Raw genomic sequence first — 19,892 nt, 5'->3', positions numbered from 1 at the left:
CTTGAGAGCATTCTCGCCAGCAGCTTGATAAAACCTTGATATCCGGCAATCTGGTTTTCGCCCCTTTATCACTCCCTTATCCGGCCCCCTTGATGTTTTTCCCGGGACACACCCGAGAGAAAGGGACTCTCATAGCGCCCCCCCCCCTTGTGGGCATCCGAACGCCCTCTGAGCCATGACGTGGCCGCTCATCCCTATCCGGCCAGCAATAAGACAGTGGCAACCCTCGACGTGGCGGCAAACCTCAGCGGCCATACTCTGTTTTTGGCAATGGGCAGGCCATAGCCACATTCACGGTGAGATAGCGTGGTGAACAGCAGGAAACAAATCAGGCTGCGCCAAAACGGGCTATTCAAGCTGGCGGGCAAGCAGGATTGAGACAGGCAGAAACGACACAGGCCGCCCGAAGGCAGCCTGTGCAAGGGGCTGGCCACAGAACCGCCCGAAAGGAGACAAGAGCCCCAGTGTTAGAAGAGCTTCACCTTGCTCTGGCCCAGCCCATTGAACAGGGCGGGAGTGAGGGTCTCCATGTTGCTGTAAAAACCCAGTTGCTGGCAGAGCAGATAGGTCTGCTCGGTCGCCTCCATCAGGAAGGCCTGACTGTAGGCATCCCCTGCCGCCTCGGGGCGACCGTCCAGCTCCGCCAGCTTGCCCTGCAATATGTAATAGAGCACGGAGCGGCCCCGGCTGGCGGCCCGCGCCAGCAGATAGCCGGCCTGTTGCGGCTGCCCCCCCAGGATGGCCTGCAGGGTCAGCGCCTCCCACACCCGGGCGGGCAGTGGCCCCTCCCCCCGTACCAGGACGGCGAGGCGGCTGCCTGTCTCCAGCAGACGATCGCTCTCGGACTTGCCCGCCAGGGTCGCCAGCGCCTCGCCGGCCAGATAGCGCTCCGCCAGCAGCAGGGGCTGGTCGGGCTGACTGGCGAGGGCCTGGTCGAGCAGCACTATGCCGCGCCTGAGGGCCACGGGATCCCGGCTGTTGATGTAGTAGCGCGCCTCCATCATGGCCATCAGAGAGGCGTCATCGGTGGGCCAGCCCATGCCGGGCACCACTTCGGGCCTGTCCAGGGCGCGCAGCAGATCCTGACTGCTCGCCTGCAAGACCTGATGCACCTTGTGGCGGCTGAGCTGGTACTGCTGACTGAACAGCACCCGGTTGGTGTTGAGGTTGCGGTACTCCAGATCCAGATAGGTGCCCCGTGGCTGGCGGCTGACCCGTACGCTCAGCTCCTTGCCGGGCAGTATGCCCCCCGTCGGATTGGTGGCGCCGTACTGCACCCGCAGCGCCGTGGCGGCCGCCACCTCCCCCATCAAGGCACGGGTGATACCGTCGGCCAGGCGCACGTTCTCGTTATTGCCATCCATGCCGGCGTGGAAGCGAAACACCAGCAGATGGGGATCCAGCATGGCGCGCACCCTGGGGCTGGCCCCCTGATAGCTGAGCAGGCTCACCATGGCGATCAGCACCAGGACCACGAAGAGATCGAAGCCAAACATCCTGGCGCGGCTGCGGGGATCCTTGGCCCGAGCCGAGATGGCGCGGGTCAGGGGCCCGGCCGGGAAGGGGGCCGGGCCAGGCGGCGCAGGCTCGGCACAGGCCGATGGGGCCTGCATGGGCGGCAACGCCGCCGCAGGGGCTCCATCATCGGCCGCCCCCTGGGAGAGCGGCGGGACCGTTCGCACCGGCGCCACCAGCTTGTAGCCCCGTTTTGGCACTGTGACGATATAGTCGGTCGCGTCGGGGCGGCCGTCTTTCAAGAGTTTGCGCAACTCGAAGATGGACTGGGTCACCACCTGATCGGTCACCTCGGCGCCATCCCACACCTCGTCGATGAGGCAGTCGCGGCCGAACACAGTGCCGGCATGGCGGGCCAGAAAGCGCAGCAGGTTGACCAGCCTGGGTTCGAGGTAGACCTCGCGGTCGGGGCGACACAGCAGGTTTTCATCCACCTTCAGGGTCCAGTCATGGATCTCAATAACCGATTCGCTCATGGTTCACTCGCAGCAGATAAAGAGAAGGCCAGATGCGAGTGGCACACACCCTGAGTGGTCGACGAGGCAGGATCTTGGCAAAGAGGGTCTGCCGCAGGGTGGGCGCCTCCTTGCATCAGAGTGGGCGGGCCACTCGGTTTGGGTCTGCGGGCATCCTTGCGGGTCTTCCAATCGGTGAGATCGGAAGGGGGAATACTGTAAGCAAAGCGGGCGCCAGAACCCACCTCTTTTGCCCACCAATCACCGCTGAATTGATCCAAGAAGGGGTTTTGGCAGACAGTGCCGGCAGATAGCCATGTGGGCAGGATTTTCATCCGGGCAGCCAACCCCGAAAACAAGAAGGCCCCCGCATTGCGGGGGCCTTCGACAGCGCCAGGACGGCGAGGGCTTAGCAGTAGCCGTAGCCCAGCAGACGCTGGTAGCGCTGCTCCAGCAGCTGGTCGGCGTCCAGGGGGCGCAGCGCCTCGAGATCCTGCTTGATGCGGGCCTTGAGGCGCTCGGCCATCAGGGGCACATCGCGGTGGGCGCCGCCGAGGGGCTCTTCGACGATGCTGTCGATGAGTTTGAGCTCCTTGAGACGCTGGGCCGTGATGCCCATGGCATCGGCGGCCACCGGTGCCTTGTCGGCGCTCTTCCACAGGATGGAGGCGCACCCTTCCGGCGAGATGACGGAGTAGGTGGAGTACTGCAGCATGTTGACCCGATCGCCGACGCCGATGGCCAGGGCGCCGCCGGATCCGCCTTCACCGATCACGGTGCAGACCACGGGCACGGTCAGACCGGCCATCACTTTCAGGTTGCGGGCGATGGCCTCGGACTGACCACGCTCCTCGGCGCCCACGCCGGGGTAGGCACCCGGGGTGTCGATGAAGGTGATGATCGGCATCTTGAAGCGCTCTGCCATCTCCATCAGGCGCATGGCCTTGCGGTACCCTTCCGGGCGCGGCATGCCGAAGTTGCGCTTGATCTTCTCCTTGGTCTCGCGACCTTTCTGGTGACCGATGATCATCACGGGCTCGCCGTCAAGACGGGCGATGCCGCCGACGATGGCCTTGTCATCGGCGTAGGCGCGATCGCCGGCCAGTTCGTCGAAGTCGGTGAAGATCTGCTCGATGTAGTCGAAGGTGTAGGGACGCTGAGGATGACGCGCCATCTGGGACACCTGCCAGGCACCCAGATCGCCGAAGATCTTCTTGGTCAGCTCTTCGTTTTTCTTCTCCAGCCGACGAATGTCCTCATTGAGATCGACGGCACTGTTGTGCTCACTCACATGGCGGAGTTCATCGATCTGCGCCTGCAACTCGGCAATCGGCTGTTCAAAATCCAGAAAAAGACTCATAGGGCCTATAGATCCTCTAATCAAAAACCAATTCCACCCGCTCTCGTCCCAGCAGGACGCGCAAGTCATCTATCAGTTGATCGGTGGGCGTCACCCGCCACTCGGTACCAAGGGTCAGTCGCACCCGGGAGCCGGGGCGCCGATAGTGTACCTGAACCGGACAGACTCCGGCACGGGCGGGTTCCAAAATCTCGTTAAAACGCTGAAAAAAGCGTTCATCTATCCGTTGTTCGTCGAGGAAGATGCGGATCGCTCTGGCGAATCGTTCCCTCGCATCGTTGATATCCAATACTTCACGGGCCGACATTTTAAGGCCACCGGAGAAGTCATCAAAGCTGACCTGTCCAGAAACCACCAAAATACGGTCTTTTTGCATCAATTCTTCGTACTTTTCCAGCGCTTCGCTGAACAGGGTCACGTCCAGACGCCCGGATCTGTCGTCCAGGGTGAAGATCCCCATCTTGTTGCCGCGCTTGGTCACCATGCTGCGGGCCGCGATCACCAGCCCCGCCGCCGTGGTCACCGTATCCCGGGAGGTGGGGTGCAGGTCGCACAGCCGCCCCGACGTGTAGCGACGCAGCTCGCCGCTGTACTGGTTGATGGGGTGACCGGTGAGATAGAGGCCGAGGGTCTCCCGCTCCCCCTCCAGCCAGACCTTGTCCGGCCAGTGGGGCACGTTGGCGAACGCCTTCTTGACGTCGTCTATCTCCTGGGTCAGTACCCCGAACATGTCCACCTGACCGAACGCCTGGGCCTTGGCATGCTGCTCGGCGGCGCGCATGGCTTCTTCCAGGGTCGCCATCAGGGCGGCGCGGTGGGGGCCGAGCCGGTCCATGGCGCCGGAGTAGATGAGTTTTTCCATCACCCGCTTGTTGATCTTCTTGATGTCGACCCGGTTGCAGAAGTCGAACAGATCCCGGAAGGGGCCGTCCTGATCCCGGGCGCTGAGGATGGCGTCGATAGGGCCTTCCCCCACCCCCTTCACCGCACCTATGCCGTAGACGATGTGGCCGTCCTCGTTGACGCTGAAGCGATAGCGGCCCGTGTTCACGTCCGGCGGTATCACGGTGAGCCCCATGCGCTGACACTCGTCCACCAGCGTCACTATCTTGTCGGTGTTGTCCATGTCGGCGGTCATCACCGCCGCCATGAACTCGGCCGGGAAGTGGGTCTTGAGCCAGAGGGTCTGGTAGGAGACCAGGGCATAGGCGGCGGAGTGAGACTTGTTGAAGCCGTAACCTGCGAATTTCTCCACCAGATCGAAGATCTTCATCGCCAGCTCGCCGTCGACGCCGTTCTTGACCGCCCCCTCCTCGAAGCCGGCCCGCTGCTTGGCCATCTCCTCGGGTTTCTTCTTGCCCATGGCCCGGCGCAGCATGTCCGCGCCACCCAGGGTGTAGCCCGCCAGAGTCTGGGCTATCTGCATCACCTGCTCCTGGTAGAGGATGATGCCGTAGGTGGGCTCGAGTATGGGTTTGAGGCTCTCGTGCTGCCACTTCTCGTCCGGGTAGGAGATGGCCTCCTTGCCGTGCTTTCGCTCGATGAAGTTGTCCACCATGCCGGACTGGAGCGGGCCCGGACGGAACAGGGCCACCAGGGCGATCATGTCTTCGAAGCAGTCGGGCTGCAGCCGCTTGATGAGATCCTTCATGCCGCGGGATTCGAGCTGAAACACCGCCGTGGTCTCGAAGCGCTGCAACAGGTCGAACGACTTCTTGTCGTCGATGGGGATGGCGGCGATGTCGACCGGCGGCTTGCCCTCCTTGGCCAGGCGCGGGTTTATCATGCCAAGGGCCCAGTCGATGATGGTCAGCGTGCGCAGCCCCAGGAAGTCGAACTTGACCAGGCCGGCGTACTCCACGTCGTTCTTGTCGAACTGGGTGACCGGGTGCTGGCCCTCGCTGTCGCAATAGAGGGGCGCAAAATCGGTGATCTTGGTGGGGGCTATCACCACGCCACCGGCGTGTTTGCCGGCGTTGCGGGTGATCCCCTCCAGCCGGCGGGCCATGTCGATGAGGTCTTTCACCTCCTCGTCCTGCTCGTAGAGCTCCGGCAGCTTGGGCTCGGCCTCGAACGCCTTGGCCAGGGTCATGCCGGGATCCGGCGGGATCAGCTTGGAGATGCGATCCACGAAGCCGTAGGGGTGACCCAGCACCCTTCCTACGTCCCGCACCACCGCCTTGGCCGCCATGCTGCCGAAGGTGATGATCTGGGACACCGCATCCCGGCCATACATGTCAGCCACGTGGTCGATCACCTCGTCCCGTCGGTCCATGCAGAAGTCGACGTCGAAGTCAGGCATGGAGACCCGCTCGGGGTTGAGGAAACGTTCGAACAGCAGATCAAACTCGAGCGGATCCAGATCGGTGATCTTGAGGGCATAGGCTACGAGCGATCCCGCCCCCGAGCCCCGGCCCGGCCCCACCGGAATGCCGTTGTCCTTGGACCACTGGATAAACTCCATCACGATGAGGAAGTAACCGGGGAAGCCCATCTGGTTGATCACCTTGAGCTCGATGTCGAGACGCTCGTCATACTCGGGACGGCGCTCGGCCCGTACCGCCGGATCCGGGAACAGAAACGCGAGACGCTCCTCCAGCCCTTCCTTCGATTTCATCACCAGGAACTCTTCCGTGGTCATGTCGCCGGTGGGGAAGTTGGGCAGAAAATATTCCCCCAGGCGCACGGTCACGTTGCAGCGCTTGGCGATCTCCACCGTGTTCGCCAACGCCTCCGGGATGTCGGCGAAGAGCTCCAGCATCTCGGCCTGGCTGCGCAGATACTGCTTGGGGCTGTAGTTGCGCGGCCGGCGCTTGTCCGCCAGGGTGTAGCCGTCATGGATGGCGACCCGGATCTCGTGGGCATCGAAGTCTTCGGCCTCGAGGAATACCACCTCGTTGGTGGCCACCACCGGCAGGTCGAACTCGGTGGCGATCGCCACCGCCATGTGCAGGTAGACCTCCTCGTCCGGGCGCTCGGTGCGCAGCAGCTCCAGATAGTAGGCATCGGGGAAGTGCTGGCGGTAGAAGGCGAGACAGGACTCCGTCATCTGCCGGTTGCCCTTGAGCAGAAACTTGCCCACGTCCCCCTCGCGGCCGCCGGACAGCACTATGACCCCCTTGGCGTGCTCGCCAAGCCAGCCCTTGTCGATGACGGGCTTGTCCTGGACATGGCCGCGCTGATAGGCCCGGGAGATGAGCAGTGTGATGTTCTGGTAGCCCTCGTTGTCCATGGCCAGCAGGGTGAGGCGAAACAGCTCGTCGCCAAGCTCCTGGCTCTGCACCCAGAAGTCGGCCCCGACGATGGGCTTGATCCCCTTGCCGTGGGCCGTGCCGTAGAAGCGCACCAGGCCGCACATGTTGACCTGATCGGTCAGGGCCAGGGCGCCCTGGCCATCGGCGGCGGCGGCGGCCACGATGGGGCCTATCTTCTGCAGGCCGTCGACCATGGAGAAATCGGAATGCACGCGCAGATGGATAAAGCTAGGCTCGGCCATGGTCACCTCTTGGGTTGGCGGAAGAGAGAGTCAATTGCATCATGGGTGAGGGGCTGGCTCACTCCTGCCCGAGCGCACGGCGCACCGGCTTGAAGCTCTGACGGTACTCGGGCAGGGGGCCGCGCTCGGCCAGTATGGCAAGGTGCTCCGCGGTGGGATAGCCCTTGTGGCGGGCGAAGCCGTACTCGGGATGGCGGCTGTCCAGCTCGGTCATCTCGGCGTCGCGGGTCACCTTGGCGAGGATGGAGGCGGCGCTGATGGCGGCCACCAGGCTGTCCCCCTTGACCACGGCGCGTGCCTCCATCGGCAAAGTCGGGCAGCGGTTGCCGTCGATGAAGACCAGCTCGGGCGTCACCTTGAGCCCCGCCACGGCGCGCTGCATGGCCAGCATGGTGGCGTGCAGTATGTTGAGCTTGTCTATCTCTTCGGGCGTCGCCCGGCCTATGGCCCAGGCCAGGGCCTTCTCCCTGATCTCGCCGTACAGGGCGAGGCGCTTCTTCTCGGAGAGCTTCTTGGAGTCGGCGAGGCCAGGGATGGGATTGGCGGGATCCAGGATCACGGCGGCGGTGACCACGTCCCCCACCAGGGGGCCGCGACCCACCTCGTCCACGCCGGCAATCAGCTTGTCTTCGGGAATATCGATCGTCATCTCGGAGCCTTGAATCAAAACCGGCCCCGCAGGGCCAGTATCAGCACAACATCACGCATTACGCGCACATTCCTGCCCAACTAGCGGTCAAGCAACGCAGCGACCGCTTCCGCAGCCTGCACGTCCGCATTGCAGCGGATCTTCTCGTGCAACCGGGTGAAGGTGGCGATGAGTTCGCTGTTGTCATGGTCGAGCAGCTTGCTGACCTCTTCCACCAGGTTCTCCGTGGTGCACTCATGCTGAAGGAGCTCGGGCACCAGCATCTGATCCGCCAGCAGGTTGGGCAGGGAGACATAGTCCGTCTTCACCAGACGCTGGGCCAGCCAGTAACTGAAGGGTTTGAGCTTGTAGCCCACCACCATGGGTTTTTTCACCAGCATGGCTTCCAGCGCCGCGGTGCCGGAGGCGAGCATCACCACGTCGGCGGCGATCATGGCCTCCCGGCCCTGGCCGTCCAGCAGCACCATGTCGAGATCCGGCGCCACCTCGGCCTTGATGGCCATGAACTGCTCGCGCCGCTTCTGGTTGACCAGGGGCACGATGAAGCCGAGATCCGGGTTGTGCACCGTCAGGTGCTTGCACGCCTCGAGAAACAGGGGCGCCATGAAGCCCACTTCCGCACTGCGACTGCCCGGCAGCACCGCCAGCCAGCGGCGGGACGAATCCAGCCCCAGTTCGGCGCGCACCGCCCCTTGATCCGGTACCAGGGGGATGTCGTCCGCCATGGTGTGGCCAACGAAGCGACAGGGGGCGTCGAAGCGGTCGTAGAACGCCTTCTCGAACGGCAGGAAGGCGAGCACCATGTCGGTGGCCGCCTTGATCTTGTGAATGCGGCCCTGACGCCAGGCCCAGACCGAGGGGCTGACATAGTGGACCGTCTTGATACCGGCGCGGCGCAGTTTCAGCTCCACCCCGATATTGAAATCCGGTGCATCCACCCCGACGAAGATGTCAGGGGGATTGGCGATGAAGTGGCGCAGCAGCTCGCGGCGCACCTTGAGGATGCGGGGCAGACGGCCCAGCACCTCGGTGATCCCCATGACGGAGAGCTCTTCCATCTCGAACAGGGCCTTGACCCCGAGCGCCTGCATCCGTGGCCCGGCAATCCCTTCAAACTGCGCGTCCGGGTAGCGGGCCTTGAGCTCGCGCACCAGGCCGGCGGCCAGGATGTCGCCGGAGGTCTCTCCGGCGACTATGCCGATGCGGATGGGATCAGGCACGGATGATGCCACGCTCGTTGTCCTTGAGGAAATCCACATAGAGCTGGACCGCAGGCTCGGTGGCCGCCATCTCGATCAGCACGGGCAGCACCTCTTCGATGGTCTTGCCGGAGCGGAAGATCTCCTTGTAGGCGCGCTTGACCGCCGAGATGGCCTCAGGGCTATAGCCACGGCGACGCAGGCCTTCGGAGTTGACCCCGAACGGCTTGGCATAGTTGCCCGCGGCCATCACGTAGGGCGGCACGTCCTTGTTGAGGGCGGCGCAGCCACCGACGAAGGCGTGGGAGCCGACCCGGCCGAACTGGTGAATGGCGGAGAGGCCGCCGAAGATGACGAAATCGCCGATCACCACATGGCCCGCCAGGGTGGCGTTGTTGGCGAAGATGCAGTTGTCACCGATGATGCAGTCGTGGGCCACGTGGACGTTGACCATGAACAGGTTGCCGCTGCCCACCTTGGTCAGGCTCTGGTCCTGGGTGGTGCCGCGATGCACGGTGCAGTTCTCGCGAAACACGTTGTTGTCGCCGATCTCGAGGAAGGTGCGCTCGCCGGCGTATTTCTTGTCCTGGCAATCCTCACCGATGGAGGTGTGCTGGAAGAACTTATTGCCACGGCCAATCCTGGTCGGGCCCTTGATCACCACATGGGAACCCACCCAGGTGTCGTCGCCTATCTCCACTTCGGCACCAATGACGGTAAAGGGGCCGATTTCAACCCCTTTACCTATCACGGCAGACTCATGGACGATGGCAGTATCGTGAATCATGGCTGTCGAATCGATCACTATTACACCTCGCGTTTGGCACACATCAGCTCGGCGGTACAGACCACCTCGCCATCGACGGTGGCCACACCGGTAAACTTGGCGATGCCGCGGCGCTCCTTCAGGAATACCACGTCCAGCACCAGTTGATCGCCAGGACCGACCGGGCGCTTGAAGCGGGCGTTGTCGATGGAGGCGAAGTAGTAGAGTTCATTGGGGGACGGCTTGCCCACCATGGTGAACGCCAGGATGCCGGTGGCCTGGGCCATGGCTTCCAGGATCAGCACACCGGGGAACACCGGCTTAGCCGGGAAGTGTCCCTGAAAAATGGGTTCGTTGAACGAGACGTTCTTGATGGCGCGCAGCGTCTTGCGCTCATCGCTGATCTCGTAGTGCTCCACCTTGTCCACCATCAGGAAGGGATAACGGTGCGGCAGCAGATCCATGATTTCCTGGATCCCCAGGCTTTTCTTTTCAGTAGTCAAAACAGTACCCTATCGTGATTATTCTTCTTCACCCAGTTTCTTCTCAAGCTTGCTTATCCGCTTGTGCATCTCGTCGATACGCATCACCCGGGCGGCGGTCTTGCGCCACTCTTTATTGGTTTGCAGGGGGATGCCGGAGGAGTAGACACCGGGCTCGGTAATGGGTCGCATCACCATGGCCATACCGGTAACGGTGGCCTGGTCGCAGATCTCCATATGCCCGTTGAAGACGGAAGCGCCGCCAATAATACAATACTTACCGACCTTGAGACTACCGGCCATCACGGTCGAGCCCGCCACGGCGGTGCCGTAACCGATCTCGACGTTGTGGGCGATCTGACACTGATTGTCGATGATGACGTTGTCGGCAATGCGGGTGTCTTCCAAGGCTCCCCTGTCAATGGTAGTACAGGCGCCTATCTCGACCCGATTGCCTATGGTGACACCGCCCAGCTGGGGGATCTTGATCCATTCGCCACGCTCGTTGGCGTAGCCAAAGCCGTCGGCCCCGATGACGGTGCCGGCTTGCACCAGGCAGTCGGTGCCCAGGGTCACCTTGTGATACAGGGTGACGTTGGCCCACAGGCGGGAGCGAGCTCCCAGCCGGGTGTCCTTGCCAACGAAACAGCCGGGGCCGATGCGCACATCGTCCCCCAGCACCACACCGGACTCAATGACCGCATTGGCACCGATGGCAACCCTCTCACCCAGCTGGACATCGGCGGCGATGACGGCGCTAGGATGGATATCCGTGGCCGGCTGCGGCGTGGTGTCCAGCAACTGGGCAACCCGGGCAAAGCCGACATAGGGATCCTTGAGCACCAGGGCATTGGTGGGGCAAAACGGCAGATCCGCCTCTGTGATGAGCACGGCGCTCGCCTTGCTCTGCGCCAGATAGTCGCGGTACTTCTTGTTGGACAGGAAGGTGATATCCCCCTCCCCGGCCTTCTCCAGTGTCGCTACCCTGCGAATTTCCAGGTTTTCGTCCCCATGAACCTCGGCCCCCAGTTGCTGGGCCAGCTGTGCGAGAGTGAATACCATCAATTAGTTGCTCTTGCTGACCTGAGAAATGACCTGACCGGAGATGTCCAGCTTGCTGGCGGCGTAAGGGGCGGCATTGCGCTCCAGCACCAGATCGTAACCATTGCTCTTGGCGATGGAGTCGATGGCAGCTTTCACCTTGGTCAGGATCTTGTTGCGTTCTTCCGCCTGACGACGGCCATTATCCTGCTCGAACGCCTGACGCTTCTGGTTGAATTCCATCTGCAGCTTGGCCAGCTTCTCCTGGTTCTGCTTCTTCTGCTGGGCGCTCATGAAGGCTTCATCCTTCTTGAACTTCTCGACCAGCTTCTGGCCGTCGGCTTCCAGCTTCTGCAGCTCGCGCATGCGCGGCTCGAACTCGCCTTTGAGCTTCTGGGAAACGGCTTCACGCTGGGGCAGCTTCTGGAAGATTTCGCCCATGTCGACCACGGCAATCTTGGTGTCAGCCAGGGCGGAACCCATGCCAGCAGCCATCAGAGCAATACTCAGACCCGCGACTTTCAATGCTTTGTTCACACTAACTCCTTGTTCCCTCAAGGTGAGGGTAACGGATTACCTTGAATGACAAGCGGCACCCTGTGCCGACTCGTTACTTGGCGGGGCCGACAGGCCCCGGCATTACCTGCCCTCGCCAGGAGGGCATCTCATCGAGAAAGGCGCCAGGAAGGCCCCTTTCTGTTAGAAGGTTCGACCTATGTTGAACGAGAAGAACTCTGTCCTGTCACCCTCGTACTCCTTGAGCGGCCGCGCGATGGCGAACACCAGGGGGCCCATGGGGGAGAGCCACTGCAACGACAGGCCATAGGAGGCGCGGAAGTTGGTGGGATCCGAGTAGTCCAGCAGATACTTGCAGCCCGTGGTGCAGCGATCCTTGTACTGGTCATAGTCGAAGGTGGTGTCCCAGACCGAACCGGCATCGAGGAAGACGCTGGTACGCAGCTGGGGCTGATAGGTCTCGGACGCAAACGGCGTCGGCACTATCATCTCCAGAGACGCCACCGCCAGGGCGTTGCCCCCCACCGAACTGTCGGTGCCCTGGGTCACGTCATTGCCCGCGACGTTGTAGTAGTAGAGCGCCTTGGGACCGACCGTGTTGCTCTTGAAGCCACGCAGGGTATCGAAGCCACCGGCGAAGTAGTTCTCGAAGAAGGGCAGCACGTGCTCGTAGTCACCGTTGTTGCCATAGCCGTTGCCGTAGGAGGCGCGGGCACGGGCCATCAGCACCCACTGGTGATCCGCATCGAACGGGAAGTAGTGGGCGTCCTCGGCGTTGAGCTTGAAGTACTGCAGATCCATGCCGGGAATCGTCACCTTGGCATTGACCCGCTGGCGGTTGCCGTCGGTCGGGAAGGTGCCCTTGTTGAGGGTGGAACGGGTCCAGCCGGCGGTGAAGTCGACCGTGTTGAAGGTCAACCGGTTGTCGCCGTCTATGTTGCCGTTGTAGACCTTCCAGAACTCCTCTACCTGCTGATAGGGGTTGGGCTGGGAGAGCTTGTTGTTCTCGATCCCGAGGCTGAAGTCGAGGCGGTTGTTCTCGTTGACCGGGAAGCCGCTGGAGAGACGGAAACCTATGGTGGTGTTCTCGTAGTCGACGATGTTGGCATCGGCCGCACTGAACTCGTTGTAGTAGAGGCGACCGCCCAGGCTGACACCGTCCACGGTGAAGTAGGGATCGTTGTAGCTCAGATCGACGCTCTTGGAGTACTTGTTGGTACTGGCGGAGATGCCGATCTTCTTGCCGGTGCCCATGAAGTTGTCCTGCTGCAGGCCCGCCTGCAGGCTCAGACCCGACTCGGTACCATAGCCGACACCGGCGTTGATGGAGCCCGCCGGCTGTTCCTTGACCTTGAAGTCGAGATCGACCTGATCGTCCCGGCCAGGCACCCGCTTGGTGTCCACGTCCGCGCTTTCGAAGAAGCCGAGACGGTTGAGACGGGTCTTGGACTGTTCGACGTTGTCGGAGGAGAGCCAGGTGCCCTCCATCTGGCGCATCTCGCGACGCAGCACCTCATCCTGGGTGGTGACGTTGCCGCTGAAGTTGATGTTGCGCACATAGACACGGGGGCCCGGCTCTATGTTGACGATGAGCTCCACCTCTTTGCTCTCGTCATTGATCTGCGGGAAGGTGGTGACCTTGGGATAGGCGTAGCCGTAACGGCCGAGGAACTTGGAGAGCACCTCTTCGGTGTGGGTCACCTGGCTGGCGGAATAGACGCTGCCCGCCTCGATGGGGATCAGCTCCTTCATCTCGCCACCGCGATCTATCATGTCGCCCTTGAGCTGGACGCCGGAGACCTTGTACTGATCCCCTTCCTTGAGATTGAGGGTGACATAGACCCCCTTCTTGTCCGGGGTCATGGAGACCTGGGTCGACTCCTGGGCGAAGCGGATGTAGCCGCGGTCCAGGTAGTAGGAGCGCAGCACCTCGATGTCGCCGGCCAGCTTCTGCTTCTGATAACGCTGATCGCCGGTGAAGTTCCACCAGGGCACGTCATCTTTCAAGGAGAGCTGGGCCAGCAGCTTCTCTTCCGGGAACACCTGGTTGCCGACGATGTTGATCTGCTGGATCTTGGCCGCTTCCCCTTCCACGAAGGTGAACTTGAGGTCGACCCGGTTGCGGGGCAGCGGGGTGACGATGGCCTTGACCTTGGCGGAGTACTTGCCCACGCCGTAGTAGAAGTCTTCCAGTCCCTTCTCGAGGGAGCTCAGCACGGTGCGATCAAGGGGGTCGCCCACCCGGATGCCGGAGGACTCCAGGCTCTGGGTCAGCTGCTCTTCCTTGATGTCCTTGTTGCCGGAGAACTCGATGCTGGAGATGGTCGGCCGCTCCTTGACCGCCACTTGCAGCACGTTGCCGTCCCGATAGACCTTGACGTCCTCGAAGTTGCCCGAGGCGTAGAGCCGCTTGATGGCGGCGGCCAGGGTGACAGGATCCACGGTGTCACCGACCCGGATCGGCAGGTTCAACAGGGCGGCGCCCAGGGTCACCCGCTGCAAACCGTCGACCTGAATGTCTTGCACCACAAAAGAGGCAGGGGCCGCCTGGGCCAGGAAGCTGGCACCCAGCAGGCAACTCAACACCAATGCTTTTTTAACAGCCATTTTGTTCTTATGTGTCCTTGTTGATGCTCTGGCCTCAGAGGCGAGCGAAATCATTAAACAGCGCAATACCCATCAGCAACATCAGAATGGCGGCGCCTATCCTGAACCCCACTTCCTGGATCCGCTCCGAGACCGGCTTGCCGGTCACCGCCTCGATGAGGAAGTAAACCAGGTGGCCGCCATCGAGCACCGGCAGGGGGAACAGATTGATGATCCCCAGGTTGACGCTGATCAGCGCCAGGAAACCGAGAAAATAGACCAGACCATAATCGGCGCTGTTGCCCGCGCCCTTGGCGATGGAGATGGGGCCGCTCAGGTTGTCCAGCGACACTATGCCACCGATCAGCTTGCCTATCATGTCGAAGGTGAGCGTGATCAGGCTCCAGGTCTTGTGCATACCCTGCCAGAGGGCATCGAACGGCCCATACTGTAACAGAATTCGATATTCATCCGGTAATGGAACCACCTGAGGCGATATTCCTACGAATCCCACCGCCTTGCCCTTCACCTGCCTGGACTGGGGGGTCAGCTCGATGGGCAGTTCGCTGCCATCCCGCGCTATGGTCAGCCGCAGGGGTTGCTCGGGAGAGGACTGCACCTGGCCCACGAAGCGAGCCCAGTCGGCCAGCGGCTCCCCCTCCAGGGTCAGGATCTTGTCGCCCTTGCGCATCCCGGCCGCCGCAGCGGCGCTCCCCTCCACCACCTCGGCCACCACAGGCAGCACCTTGGCACCCAGGGGCACTATCCCCAGGCTGGAGATGGGGGACTCCTTGTCCGGATCGAACTGCCAGTCGTGCAGCATCAGCGTCTTGTCGGTGACATAGCTGCTCTGGGGCGCAGTCAGCTTGAGGGTGACCGCGTCTTCCCCCAGGTGGCTGATGAGGGCATAGGTGATGCTCTCCCAGTCGCCGGTCGGCTCACCGGCCACCTCGACGATCTGCATGCCGGGCAGCAACCCCGCCTCGGCGGCGATGGATCCGGTGCGCACCTCGTCGACGATGGGCTTGACGCTAGGGACCCCTATCATGAACATCAGCCAGAAGGCGAACAGTGCAAACACGAAATTCGCCATGGGGCCGGCGGCGACGATGGCCATCCGCGCCCAGACGCTCTTGTGGTTGAAGGCCTGGGCCTCCTCCCCCGGCTTGAGCTCGTCGACCCGGCCATCCAGCATCTTGACGTAGCCGCCGAGCGGGATCAGGGCCAGCACATACTCGGTGCCATCCTTGCCCATCTTGCGCCAGATAGCCTTGCCAAAACCGATGGAGAAGCGCTCCACCTTGACGCCGCAGCGGCGGGCCACCCAGAAGTGGCCAAATTCATGTACCGCGACCAGCAACCCGAGGGCGACGATGAAGGCGCCTATGTTCCACAACAGCGTGCCCATCAGCCCAGCACCTCGACTCGGTGTGCGACCCTGCACCCGAAGGGGGGAGTGGCAATCTGCCTGAGCGCGTCATTCATCGGCTAAGTTCCTCAATCAAGTCGTGAGCCCGGGCCCGGGCCGCCCCGTCCAGGGCAATCAAATCATCCAGCGAACCGGCACCCTGCTGACCGAAGGCCTGCAGGGCCGCCTCGTTGACTCTGGCAATATCCATGAAACCGATGCGCTCGGCAAGGAAAGCCGCTACCGCCGCTTCGTTGGCGGCATTGAGGGCCGTGGTAGCCGCCTGACCTTGTCGGCAGGCCGCCATGGCCAGGGCCAGGCAGGGGTAACGATCCAGGTCGGGCCGGATAAAGCTGAACTCTCCGACACTGAAGAAATCCAAAGGTTCCACCCCGGAGGAGATGCGGTCCGGATAGGCCAGGGCGTGGGCGATGGGGGTACACATGTCCGGGTTGCCGAGCTGGGCCAGCACGGAGCCATCCTTGTACTGCACCATGGAGTGGATGACCGACTGGGGATGGATGACCACCTGGATCTGCTCGGGGGCGGCATTGAACAGCCAGCGCGCCTCTATGTACTCCAGCCCCTTGTTGAACATGGTGGCGGAGTCCACCGAGATCTTGGCCCCCATGGACCAGTTGGGGTGCGCCACCGCCTGGGCCGGGGTGACAGAGGCCAGTTCGTCGATGTCGCTGTAGCGAAACGGGCCACCGGAGCCGGTCAGCAGTATCTTGCTGATGCCGGCGGCGGCCAGATCGCAGAAGCCGGGCTGACGCTGGATGGCCTCGGGCAGACACTGGAAAATGGCATTGTGTTCGCTGTCGATGGGCAGCAGCTCGGCACCATGGTCGCGCACCGCCTCCATGAAGAAGGCGCCGGACATCACCAGGGCCTCCTTGTTAGCCAGCAGAATGCGTTTGCCGGCACGCACGGCGGCCATGGTAGGAGCCAGCCCCGCCGCACCGACGATGGCGGCCATCACGCTGTGGGCGTCGGGGTGCGCCGCCACCTCGCATAGAGCCTTGGCGCCGGACAGCACCCGGGTCTGGCTGCCGTGAGCCTTGAGCCGGCTCGCCAGTTCGCGGGCAGCCGTCTCGTCCACCATGACGGCGAAGCGAGGAGAGAATTCGAGGCAATCACGCACCATGGCATCCAGGCTGCGCCAGGCGGTCAGGGCCAGCACCTGCCAGCGCCCGGGATTCTGCCGCAGCACCTTGAGGGTGCTCTGGCCGATGGAGCCGGAGGCCCCCAGGATCACGAGCTGGCGCATCAGACCCCCTGGCTCAGCAGCAGATAGCTGAGCAGGAACACGGGCAGCGCCGCGGTCAGGCTGTCGATGCGATCCAGGATGCCGCCATGGCCGGGCAGCAGGGTGCCGGAATCCTTGATGCCCGCCTCGCGCTTGAACATGCTTTCGGTCAGATCGCCGAGCACGGAGGCCAGCACCGCCAACAGGGAGCAGAGCAGCACTGTCCCCATCTTGGCGGGGACGAAGCCCATGAACCAGGTGACCCCGACCGCCAGCAATCCGGCGGTAAACAGGCCGCCGCACAGCCCCTCTATGGTTTTACCCGGGCTGACCGCCGGCGCCAGCTTGTGCTTGCCGAACGCCTTGCCAAAAAAATACGCGCCAGAATCTGCCGCCCAGACCAGCCCCATGACAAACAGCAGGATCCAGGCGCCCATGGCGGAGTCGTGATAGAAGTTGTAGCCGCGAATGGCGACCATGGACCAGAAGAAGGGGATCAGGGTCACCAGACCGAACAGGGACTTGAGCCAGATGGATGCCTTCCACAGCCGGGCGCTTTGGGGATAGCGCAGCACCAGCAGCAGGCCGAGCAGCCACCAGCTGGCGGCGGTCCAGAGTACCCCCATCAGCAGGGGATGCAGGTCGGGCGCCCATAACTGCTCCACCGGCAGCCACACCAGACTGGCCCCCAGCAACAGACAGAACAGCAGCGGGATCCATTCCCGCCGCTCGGCACTCACAAAACCACTCCATTCACGGCTGGCCAGCAGAAAGACCAGGGCTGCCAACAGGGCAAAAAATTTCAAAGGCAAGAAAAACAGCGCCCCCAGCACCAGGGGGATCAGACACAATGCGGTAATAATTCGTTGTTTTAGCAAAAGAAACCTCTCTCTTGGGAGCGGGGTTTAGCCGGTCTGTTGCGCGGCGATCAATTCCCGGATCTGTTCACCCGTACACCCGAAGCGACGCTCGCGGGCCACGAAAGAGGCAACTGCCTCACTGAACTCGGCCTCGTCAAAGTCGGGCCATAACACAGGGGTAAAATGGAGCTCGGCATAGGCGAGCTGCCATAACAAAAAGTTGCTGATGCGGTGATCACCACCGGTGCGGATCAGCAGATCGACCGCAGGCAGGTCCGCCATGCAGATGGCTTGCCCCAGTCGTGTCTCATCTATCTCGTCGGCCTGCAGCTCGCCGGCCGCCACGGCCCGTGCCAGTTGGCGCGCCGCCTGGGCTATGTCCCACTGGCCGCCGTAGTTGGCTGCGATGTTGAGGGTCAGACCTGTGTTGCCATCGGTCAGCGCCTCCGCCTTGGCGATCTTGCCTCGCAGCCGCTCGCTGAAACGCGAGGTATCGCCGATGACCCGCAAGCGGATGCCATGGCTGTGCAGCTTCTTGACCTCGCTGCCCAATACGGTGAGAAAGAGTTCCATCAGGGCACTGACCTCCCCTTCCGGGCGACGCCAGTTCTCGCTGGAGAACGCAAACAGAGTCAAGGCTTCCATCTTGGCCTGAGCGGCAAAGGTGACGGCAGCCCGCACGGCCTTGACGCCGGCCTTGTGCCCATAGACCCGCATCTTGCCACGGTTCTCGGCCCAGCGCCCGTTGCCATCCATGATGATGGCCACATGACGGGGCAGACACTGGTTGGCGCTATCGCCTAACGCTGCCAAACGCGACATTCATTTCTCCCACAAAGACAAAAGCGCCGTGCAGGGGCACTACACGGCGCTCGTAATATACCTGTCAGAGCCTTAGATTTCCATTAGCTCCTTTTCCTTCGCGGCCAGGGCTTCATCCACCAGCTTGACGAAGGAATCGGTGAGTTTCTGGATCTCTTCCTGGGCACGACGGTCGTCGTCTTCGGAGATCTCCTTGTCCTTGAGCAGCGCTTTCAGGTCTGCGTTGGCATCGCGGCGGATGTTGCGCACGGCGACGCGGGCACCTTCGGCCTCGGCACGGACGATCTTGGTCAGATCCTTGCGGCGCTCTTCGGTCAGCGGCGGCAGCGGCACCCGCAGGGTCTGGCCGTTGCTGGACGGGTTCAGGCCCAGATCCGAGGTCAGGATGGCTTTTTCCACCGCCTGGATCATGGAGCGATCGAAGATGGAGATGGACAGGGTGCGGGCATCTTCAGCCACCACGTTGGCCAACTGCTTGAGCGGAGTCGCTGCGCCATAGTACTCAACCTGGATGCCGTCGAGCAGGCTCGGGTGAGCGCGGCCAGTACGGATCTTGGACATCTGGGATTTGAGCGATTCTACGCTCTTGGACATGCGGTCCTTGGCGTCGTTTTTAATCTCGTTGATCACAGTGGTTTTCCTTTTGGCGAACGAACCCGCAACGGGTCCGTTTCTGACTTATTTACTGACGTAATGGATAAGAGTCCTGTCGGCTCATTTACCAATGTGGTGGATCAGGGTGCCTTCCGGCTCACCCATGATAACCCGACGCAGGGCGCCCGGCTTGTTCATGTTGAACACCCGGATCGGCAGGTCGTGGTCACGCGCCAGGGTAAAGGCGGCAAGATCCATTACTTTGAGTTCTTTATCAAGCACTTCGTCATAGCTCAGCTCATGATACAGCACGGCGTCCGGATTCTTAACCGGATCATCGCTGTAAACACCGTCGACCTTGGTGGCCTTGAGCACGACGTCAGCCTCGATCTCGATCCCGCGCAGGCAGGCCGCAGAATCGGTCGTGAAGAAGGGGTTGCCGGTACCGGCGGAGAAAATGACGACCTTGCCGGCGCGCAGCTGGCTGATCGCCTCGGCCCAGACATAGGAGTCACAGATGCCCTGCAGGGAGATGGCAGACATCAGACGGGCATTCACATAAGCACGATGCAGGGCATCACGCATGGCCAGGCCGTTCATCACGGTCGCCAGCATACCCATGTGGTCACCCACCACGCGGTTCATGCCCGCCTTGGCAAGACCGGCACCCCGGAACAGGTTGCCGCCGCCGATGACCAGACCGACCTGAACACCCAGCTCAACCAGTTCCTTGATCTCTTGGGCCATGCGATCCAGTACTGCCGGATCGATGCCGAAGCCTTCTGCGCCTTGCAGGGCCTCACCACTCAACTTAAGAAGAACGCGTCTGTATGCAGGTTTGGGATTGGTACTCATGTCACTGATTCCTGGTCATATAAAGACCGCGACATAAGT

16 protein-coding genes are annotated in these 19,892 nt (G+C 62.2%); all 16 read right to left on the bottom strand.

Going from position 1 to position 19,892, the window contains the following annotated elements; translation table 11 throughout:
* Positions 1–467 precede the first annotated feature (467 nt).
* The gene (gene cadC / locus ACEUCR_RS08695) at positions 468–1,991 is read right to left on the bottom strand and encodes a lysine decarboxylation/transport transcriptional activator CadC (RefSeq protein ID WP_111873786.1); all 1,524 of its coding nucleotides are present in this window, start codon (positions 1,989–1,991) and stop codon (positions 468–470) included.
* A 388-nt stretch (positions 1,992–2,379) separates the two neighbouring features.
* Positions 2,380–3,330 (bottom strand): acetyl-CoA carboxylase carboxyl transferase subunit alpha, encoded by a 951-nt coding sequence (gene accA, locus ACEUCR_RS08690; protein WP_111873785.1) that lies wholly within the window; start codon positions 3,328–3,330, stop codon positions 2,380–2,382.
* A gap of 16 nt (positions 3,331–3,346) precedes the next feature.
* Complete coding sequence (gene dnaE, locus ACEUCR_RS08685) at positions 3,347–6,826, bottom strand: DNA polymerase III subunit alpha (protein ID WP_041993407.1); 3,480 nt, start codon at positions 6,824–6,826, stop codon at positions 3,347–3,349.
* 58 nt (positions 6,827–6,884) lie between these two features.
* Positions 6,885–7,475 (bottom strand): ribonuclease HII, encoded by a 591-nt coding sequence (gene rnhB / locus ACEUCR_RS08680; RefSeq protein ID WP_408789452.1) that lies wholly within the window; start codon positions 7,473–7,475, stop codon positions 6,885–6,887.
* 80 nt (positions 7,476–7,555) lie between these two features.
* Positions 7,556–8,695, bottom strand: a complete 1,140-nt coding sequence (gene lpxB, locus ACEUCR_RS08675; RefSeq protein ID WP_408789653.1) for a lipid-A-disaccharide synthase — start codon at positions 8,693–8,695, stop codon at positions 7,556–7,558.
* Entirely contained in the window at positions 8,688–9,479 is a 792-nt protein-coding gene (gene lpxA / locus ACEUCR_RS08670; RefSeq protein ID WP_084205250.1) for an acyl-ACP--UDP-N-acetylglucosamine O-acyltransferase, read from the bottom strand. Before lpxA ends, lpxB begins: the two co-directional genes overlap by 8 nt.
* Before the next feature lie 2 nt (positions 9,480–9,481).
* Positions 9,482–9,943 (bottom strand): 3-hydroxyacyl-ACP dehydratase FabZ, encoded by a 462-nt coding sequence (fabZ, locus tag ACEUCR_RS08665; protein WP_041993394.1) that lies wholly within the window; start codon positions 9,941–9,943, stop codon positions 9,482–9,484.
* 18 nt (positions 9,944–9,961) lie between these two features.
* A complete protein-coding gene (lpxD, locus tag ACEUCR_RS08660) occupies positions 9,962–10,984 on the bottom strand; it encodes a UDP-3-O-(3-hydroxymyristoyl)glucosamine N-acyltransferase (RefSeq protein WP_041993837.1) in 1,023 nt (340 codons plus the stop codon).
* A gap of 3 nt (positions 10,985–10,987) precedes the next feature.
* Positions 10,988–11,500 (bottom strand): OmpH family outer membrane protein, encoded by a 513-nt coding sequence (locus tag ACEUCR_RS08655; RefSeq protein ID WP_041993391.1) that lies wholly within the window; start codon positions 11,498–11,500, stop codon positions 10,988–10,990.
* Between the two features lie 162 nt (positions 11,501–11,662).
* Positions 11,663–14,086 carry an outer membrane protein assembly factor BamA gene (gene bamA, locus ACEUCR_RS08650; protein ID WP_041993388.1) on the bottom strand — a complete coding sequence of 808 codons (2,424 nt, stop codon included), beginning with the start codon at positions 14,084–14,086 and terminating at the stop codon, positions 11,663–11,665.
* A 34-nt stretch (positions 14,087–14,120) separates the two neighbouring features.
* Positions 14,121–15,473 (bottom strand): sigma E protease regulator RseP, encoded by a 1,353-nt coding sequence (gene rseP / locus ACEUCR_RS08645; protein WP_408789449.1) that lies wholly within the window; start codon positions 15,471–15,473, stop codon positions 14,121–14,123.
* A gap of 73 nt (positions 15,474–15,546) precedes the next feature.
* The gene (ispC, locus tag ACEUCR_RS08640) at positions 15,547–16,743 is read right to left on the bottom strand and encodes a 1-deoxy-D-xylulose-5-phosphate reductoisomerase (RefSeq protein WP_111873780.1); all 1,197 of its coding nucleotides are present in this window, start codon (positions 16,741–16,743) and stop codon (positions 15,547–15,549) included.
* A complete protein-coding gene (locus ACEUCR_RS08635) occupies positions 16,743–17,600 on the bottom strand; it encodes a phosphatidate cytidylyltransferase (protein ID WP_392444122.1) in 858 nt (285 codons plus the stop codon). The genes ispC and ACEUCR_RS08635 overlap by 1 nt, the downstream gene beginning before the upstream one ends.
* A gap of 27 nt (positions 17,601–17,627) precedes the next feature.
* Entirely contained in the window at positions 17,628–18,404 is a 777-nt protein-coding gene (gene uppS / locus ACEUCR_RS08630) for a polyprenyl diphosphate synthase (protein WP_041993377.1), read from the bottom strand.
* 72 nt (positions 18,405–18,476) lie between these two features.
* The gene (gene frr, locus ACEUCR_RS08625) at positions 18,477–19,034 is read right to left on the bottom strand and encodes a ribosome recycling factor (RefSeq protein WP_041993374.1); all 558 of its coding nucleotides are present in this window, start codon (positions 19,032–19,034) and stop codon (positions 18,477–18,479) included.
* An 84-nt stretch (positions 19,035–19,118) separates the two neighbouring features.
* A complete protein-coding gene (gene pyrH / locus ACEUCR_RS08620) occupies positions 19,119–19,853 on the bottom strand; it encodes a UMP kinase (RefSeq protein WP_041993373.1) in 735 nt (244 codons plus the stop codon).
* Between the last annotated feature and the right edge of the window lie 39 nt (positions 19,854–19,892).

This window comes from Aeromonas bivalvium (assembly GCF_046078285.1).
Taxonomy (GTDB): domain Bacteria; phylum Pseudomonadota; class Gammaproteobacteria; order Enterobacterales; family Aeromonadaceae; genus Aeromonas; species Aeromonas bivalvium.
Note: the sequence above shows the minus strand (reverse complement) of the source record. Positions and strands in the feature narration are given on the sequence as shown.

Bases quoted from the DNA above. Each gene is read 5' to 3' on its own strand.
- cadC (WP_111873786.1), bottom strand. From the start codon at position 1,991: ATGAGCGAATCGGTTATTGAGATCCATGACTGGACCCTGAAGGTGGAT.
- accA (WP_111873785.1), bottom strand. From the start codon at position 3,330: ATGAGTCTTTTTCTGGATTTTGAACAGCCGATTGCCGAGTTGCAGGCG.
- dnaE (WP_041993407.1), bottom strand. From the start codon at position 6,826: ATGGCCGAGCCTAGCTTTATCCATCTGCGCGTGCATTCCGATTTCTCC.
- rnhB (WP_408789452.1), bottom strand. From the start codon at position 7,475: ATGACGATCGATATTCCCGAAGACAAGCTGATTGCCGGCGTGGACGAG.
- lpxD (WP_041993837.1), bottom strand. From the start codon at position 10,984: ATGGTATTCACTCTCGCACAGCTGGCCCAGCAACTGGGGGCCGAGGTT.
- bamA (WP_041993388.1), bottom strand. From the start codon at position 14,086: ATGGCTGTTAAAAAAGCATTGGTGTTGAGTTGCCTGCTGGGTGCCAGC.
- rseP (WP_408789449.1), bottom strand. From the start codon at position 15,473: ATGGGCACGCTGTTGTGGAACATAGGCGCCTTCATCGTCGCCCTCGGG.
- ispC (WP_111873780.1), bottom strand. From the start codon at position 16,743: ATGCGCCAGCTCGTGATCCTGGGGGCCTCCGGCTCCATCGGCCAGAGC.
- uppS (WP_041993377.1), bottom strand. From the start codon at position 18,404: ATGTCGCGTTTGGCAGCGTTAGGCGATAGCGCCAACCAGTGTCTGCCC.
- pyrH (WP_041993373.1), bottom strand. From the start codon at position 19,853: ATGAGTACCAATCCCAAACCTGCATACAGACGCGTTCTTCTTAAGTTG.